The 3,108-nt window shown below is 72.3% G+C and carries 4 protein-coding genes; 2 read left to right on the plus strand and 2 right to left on the minus strand.

Annotated features, from left to right (window positions below; genetic code table 11):
• Positions 1 to 295: 295 nt before the first annotated feature.
• Positions 296 to 1,222 carry a LysR family transcriptional regulator gene (locus ACFW2E_RS43520; protein WP_384476714.1) on the minus strand — a complete coding sequence of 309 codons (927 nt, stop codon included), beginning with the start codon at positions 1,220 to 1,222 and terminating at the stop codon, positions 296 to 298.
• Between the two features lie 190 nt (positions 1,223 to 1,412).
• Here ACFW2E_RS43520 and ACFW2E_RS43525 point away from each other — a divergent pair, with 190 nt between their 5' ends.
• Together ACFW2E_RS43525 and ACFW2E_RS43530 are read left to right on the plus strand one after the other, a co-directional pair.
• Entirely contained in the window at positions 1,413 to 1,715 is a 303-nt protein-coding gene (locus ACFW2E_RS43525; RefSeq protein WP_384476717.1) for a muconolactone Delta-isomerase family protein, read from the plus strand.
• Between the two features lie 136 nt (positions 1,716 to 1,851).
• Complete coding sequence (locus ACFW2E_RS43530) at positions 1,852 to 2,460, plus strand: GPP34 family phosphoprotein (protein ID WP_384476720.1); 609 nt, start codon at positions 1,852 to 1,854, stop codon at positions 2,458 to 2,460.
• Between the two features lie 11 nt (positions 2,461 to 2,471).
• Here the strand turns inward: ACFW2E_RS43530 and ACFW2E_RS43535 are convergent, their stop codons facing one another.
• Positions 2,472 to 3,092 (minus strand): TetR/AcrR family transcriptional regulator, encoded by a 621-nt coding sequence (locus tag ACFW2E_RS43535; RefSeq protein WP_384476723.1) that lies wholly within the window; start codon positions 3,090 to 3,092, stop codon positions 2,472 to 2,474.
• Positions 3,093 to 3,108: the final 16 nt, after the last annotated feature.

Raw genomic sequence — 3,108 nt, forward strand, 5'->3', positions numbered from 1 at the left:
GCGGGGGTGTGGGGGGGGGGGTGGGGTGCGGGGGGGGGCCACCCCCGCGCACCTGCGGTGGGGGTCCCCGTCGCCTTTGCCCGCGCCGATGCCCTGGGAGGCGCCGGTGACGACGGCGACCTTCTGCTGCTGGGTGCTCATGATGTTCTCCTCACGGGACAGATCGTTTCCCGGTCACTAGCCGACCGGTCGACTATTTAAATCTAAGTCTCCGCCTTGAAGAGGTCAAAGCCGTACCCGGCCCGGTACGGGACCGGTTTCCTCCCAGCTGGTAGGCGCAGCCTCCCAGTACAGGTCAGCGGGACGGCCGGTACGGATCGTCGGCGGGCAGCCAGGCGCCGGGGCCTTCGATCGCGACGTCGACGTCGTCACAGAGGGCGTCCACGACGGCGAGGACCGCCGAGCGGACTTCACTGCGGCGCCACACCAGGGACCAGGTCCAGTAGATCTCGGGCTCGGTGACGGGGCGCCGGACGAGGTCCGGCGGGAGCGGAGCGGTCTGCCCCTTGGGCGAGTTGACGACCGGACGCCCGCCACGGCGGACGTGGTCGTAGAACGCCGGGCCGGTGATGCCCCCGTCGGAGATGCGCACCGCGTGTGCCCCGGTGTCCCGGACGAGCTCTTCCGCGTAGACGTTCCAGGAGGACCAGGACGTGGTGTCGTCGTCGAGGAGGACGTCCGTGTCCCGGGCGGACACCGGACCGGTGTCCTCGCCGGTGGCGACGGCGTGCAACCGGTCGGCGCCGACGAGCCGGGCGTGCAGCCCGTGCCGCTCCAGGTCCTCGGTGCGCACCCAGCAGACGGCGAGGTCCAGGCTGCCTTCGGCGACCCGGGCGGCCTGGGCGTGCGAGGGCGCGATCCACGCGTCGACATGGACCTGCGCCACCGCCACGGTACGGGCGTTCAGGTCCGGCGGCAGCCAGTTCACGTAGCCCAGCCGCACCGGCTCCGCTCCGGACAGCCGGCCGGCACGGCGCTGGAGGTCCTCGGCCCGTTCCAGCAGGGCGCGGGTGTGCGGGAGGAGTGCGGAACCGGCCGGGGTGAGGGACACCGAACGGCGATCGCGGTCGAACAGGCGCACGCCGAGGTCGCGTTCGAGCGCCTTGATCTGCTGGGACAGGGAGGGCCCGGCGATGAGGAGGCGCTCCGCGGCCCGGCCGAAGTTCAGTTCCTCGGCGACGGCGACGAAGTACCGCAGCTGGCGCAGTTCCACGTCGGCCATGCTACGTCGGTGGGAGTCCGCGCCTACCAGCAGCCAGGACACCGGACGTGGCGCGGGCCTCCCCGGCGGGCGGACCATGAGGGGAAAGGGACCCGGCGGCGGACGACCGCCGAGGGCGGGCCACCTCCCCGGACAGGTCGCCGACGGCGTTCCGGCGCCCGCGCATCACCCCACCGAGCGGAGCAGGACCATGCGAGAGTTCCTGGTCGAGATCACCACCACCGTCCCCGAGGGCACCAGCCGGGAAGAGGTCGACCGGCGGCGCGCCGCCGAGGCCGTCCGGGCCCGGGAACTGGCCGCCGAGGGCCGCCTCGCGCGGCTGTGGCGCCCGGTCGGCGAGCTGCGCAGCATCGGCATCTGGCGGGCCGCCGACGAGGAGGAACTCCACGAGAAGGTGCTCGGCACGCTTCCACTGCGTCCGTGGATGACCCCGAAGGTGACCCCGCTCGAGCCCCATCCCAACGACCCGGGCCCAGCCGACGCCACCCCGTGACGGCGCGTCTGTGCCCGTGCGCTCCGCCGCCCGGCACGCCTGCGGCCCGGGGCCGGACTGGAGTGGTGCCTGAGGGAAGCGGGCCCTCGCCCGTACCGTGTGACGTGGAGTCCGGACCTCTGACATGGAGTGCGACATGACCACACCGCGGGATCTCCTGACCGTCACCCTGGACGTCGCCTCCGACCGTCCGGTCGAGCAGGGAGACCTCTCGCTGGCCCTCGCGGGGGCCGAGCTGGTCGACCTCATCCAGGGGGACGCCGTGAGCCTCGACGAGGACAGCATCGTGCCCGGCCCGGAGCAGGTCACGGGCGACCGCCTGCTGGACGAGGCAGTGTCGTCGCTGGTGCGCCAGACGCCGTACGAGTCCGTGGAGGACTGGCTGTGGCGTCGCGGCCGCGGCCTGTCCGCCGCCTATGTCGCCGCCCTGGAAGCGGACGGCGAACTCACCGGTCAACGCCGCAGCTGGCTTCCCCTGCGCACCGATCCCGCGGCACTGACCGACTCACCGGGCCATCGCCGCGCAACTCAGCGCTGGACGTCGGGCGAACCCGTGCTGGCCCAGCTCGCGGCCGCCGTGGGGATCCGCGACGAGCCGGACGAGGAGGAGCTCGCCGACCTCACCGACGACGCCGTCACGACCGTGCTGGACGCCGTCCACGACGCGGTGACGGAGCTGGCGGCCGTGCGGCAGCGGCGCGAGATCGAGGAGGCCGCCTTCGACAACATCTGGCGGGCCCCCTGAGCGGACCGGCGTCAGACGCCGGCGACGGCCTCCGCCGCCGGCTGTGCGCCGAGCAGGGCGAGGCAGTTCGCCCACAGCGGGCCGAGCCGCCCGGTGTTGTTGTAGAGCTTGGCGAACAGCACCTGGCCCTCCAGCTGGGCGACCACGGACCGTGCGGCCTCCCGTGTGTCGGTCACGGCGACCTCTCCCCGGCCGAGGGCCTCGACGATCACCGACTCGACCATCTCGACCTGTGCGTCGAAGATCTGCTGCAGCCGCGCGCGGATGGCCTCGGTGTGGTTGCTCATCTCCAGCGTGAGGTTCCCGAACAGACAGCCGGACACGGTCCCGCAGCTCTGCTGCCCCGCGTGCTGCGCGGCCTCCGTCTCCTCGAACAGCAGACGCAGCCGCTGCAGCGGTTCCGCGTCGCCGGTCAGTACGCGCGTCCAGTCACGCTTCTGGGCGGCCCAATGCTCGTCGATGACGGTCAGGGCGAGCGCTTCCTTGGACTCGAAGAAGTAGTAGAAGCTCCCTTTGGGCACGCCTGCCGTCTTGCAGATCTCTGCCACCCCCAGGGCTGAGTAGCCGCGCAGCTCGATGAGCGACTGCGCGGCGCTGAGGATCTTTTCCCTGGCGTCGCTGGTGCGTCCCATGCGCCAAGTGTACGAC

The organism is Streptomyces sp. NPDC058964 (assembly GCF_042741275.1).
Taxonomy (GTDB): domain Bacteria; phylum Actinomycetota; class Actinomycetes; order Streptomycetales; family Streptomycetaceae; genus Streptomyces.

Coding starts and splice junctions, on each gene's coding strand:
- ACFW2E_RS43520 (WP_384476714.1), bottom strand. CDS start 1,222: ATGGCCGACGTGGAACTGCGCCAGCTGCGGTACTTCGTCGCCGTCGCC.
- ACFW2E_RS43525 (WP_384476717.1), top strand. CDS start 1,413: ATGCGAGAGTTCCTGGTCGAGATCACCACCACCGTCCCCGAGGGCACC.
- ACFW2E_RS43530 (WP_384476720.1), top strand. CDS start 1,852: ATGACCACACCGCGGGATCTCCTGACCGTCACCCTGGACGTCGCCTCC.
- ACFW2E_RS43535 (WP_384476723.1), bottom strand. CDS start 3,092: ATGGGACGCACCAGCGACGCCAGGGAAAAGATCCTCAGCGCCGCGCAG.